Here is a 1,566-nt window from a genome sequence, read left to right on the forward strand (position 1 = left end):
AAATGGGGGTAGTCAACTCCAAGGGTAAGCATGGTCGAAGCTTCAGCGGCTTAACGCGAGCTCGAAGAATCGGCTCGCTTGCCGCTAGAACGCTTGACAAGCAAGCGTAAAGCGATGTCATGGTTCGTCCGGTTTTCAAGCAGCGGTGTGACCCAAGAACCGAAGTGAACGAGACACGCGTTCCAAGAGTCGCAAATGGTCGCCCGGTTTTGATTTTGGCGACGCTATAAGTATAACCGTGCGGACCGGCTGGCCGTCAAGCGAATCGAAGTCAATCCCGTTTGGCGCGAACGCCATGACGGTCACGCACGACGAGAGCCAATCAACCGATGCGTGTGGTACAGCGAATCCGCTTCCAATTCCAGTTGACCCCAATTCTTCACGTTTCAGTATGGCGTCGCTCAGTTCGTTCTGTTGTGCGATTGACCAGTCAAATTCAGCCGCCGCACGACTTGTAATTTCACGCACGGCGTCGGATCGGACAGTGGCGGCAATCTCCCGTAGTCGTATGTCCGGGACGAATGATTTTTGTTGCGTGATTTCAACAAGTGCGTCAACCCAAAGAAATGCACCGCAGTTTGGGCACACCGAATCGCCCGGAGGTCGCGAGACGTTTACGAGCGACGATTCGCTGCAAATCTCGCAACGGATTGGGGTGCCGTCATCGGTTGTGGAGGAGATCATTTGCGATAGGACGAACGATAACGATCACGTGGTCGCCGTGAACGGCATTCCACTTCACTAAACGCAACTCGGCGACTCACATGCATCGTTTGGTTCCCTGTCCTGTGAAGCGATCAGAAATCCCAAACCGATAGCCATACGGTTTTGGTATCTGGATCGATCACGATCAAATTCCCGTTGTGCCAAGGCAGCGAATCGCAACAACGCTCCTTTGCGTCATAGATCACACGTTGTGAACCAAGCAACCTGACGAGCAATTCGTCACCGGTGTAGGTTCCAGCTTCTCCAATTAGGCCACCAAACGCTACGCCATCTGTTCCGAAATCACAATGTAATCCTATGTCGCCCGGCACTGGACCTGACTGCCAGCCCGCAGACCATGGGGGCTTGGATTCGATCAGCTTGTCGATTGCGGGTTGTGTCAACTTGAACACTGCGAATGTCTCTCCATCACCGACGAAACCTCCGTGCTCGTCTTCACTATCGACTTCACTCCAACCGTCACCCATCTCTATTCCCGTTTCAGCACGAAGGAACTCTGGTGCTGAAACATCTCGCTTGACCATGCGAAAAGGCGAGAGCATCAACGGCAGTCCTGTGCATACGGCGACGAGAATGGACAACCCAACAAGAAGACGGATCCCGGCGTTTCGTGTGTACAGTTCCATCTAATAAGAGAATCCGCAACGCACTTTCAGAGAACGACCGCGATAACCGAGTCGCGGCGATTGATTTTCCATTCTCAAAAACGACGACTCCGCGACGTGATTCATGCAGTAACATCAACGCGAGCAGCCCCGTGACTTCGGAATCTGGTAGTAAATCAAGAAGCAACCGACAAAGTCGAATCGCCTCAACGGCCAATTCATTCAGGTCTTCGCT

The 1,566-nt window shown here is 52.9% G+C and carries 3 protein-coding genes; all 3 read right to left on the reverse strand.

Annotated elements, in window-relative coordinates; genetic code table 11:
* Positions 1-135: 135 nt before the first annotated feature.
* Positions 136-468 carry a PTS sugar transporter subunit IIA gene (locus tag Poly41_RS35575; RefSeq protein ID WP_197232007.1) on the reverse strand — a complete coding sequence of 111 codons (333 nt, stop codon included), beginning with the start codon at positions 466-468 and terminating at the stop codon, positions 136-138.
* Between the two features lie 329 nt (positions 469-797).
* Positions 798-1,268, reverse strand: a complete 471-nt coding sequence (locus tag Poly41_RS33730; protein WP_197232008.1) for a hypothetical protein — start codon at positions 1,266-1,268, stop codon at positions 798-800.
* On the reverse strand, positions 1,207-1,548 hold the full coding sequence (locus tag Poly41_RS35920; RefSeq protein ID WP_390621525.1) for a DUF6596 domain-containing protein: 342 nt from the start codon (positions 1,546-1,548) through the stop codon (positions 1,207-1,209). The genes Poly41_RS33730 and Poly41_RS35920 overlap by 62 nt, the downstream gene beginning before the upstream one ends.
* Positions 1,549-1,566 lie beyond the last annotated feature (18 nt).

The organism is Novipirellula artificiosorum (assembly GCF_007860135.1).
GTDB lineage: Bacteria > Planctomycetota > Planctomycetia > Pirellulales > Pirellulaceae > Novipirellula_A > Novipirellula_A artificiosorum.

What these genes read in the sequence shown, in the direction of transcription:
- Poly41_RS33730 (WP_197232008.1), bottom strand. Translation starts at nt 1,268, where the DNA reads ATGCTCTCGCCTTTTCGCATGGTCAAGCGAGATGTTTCAGCACCAGAG.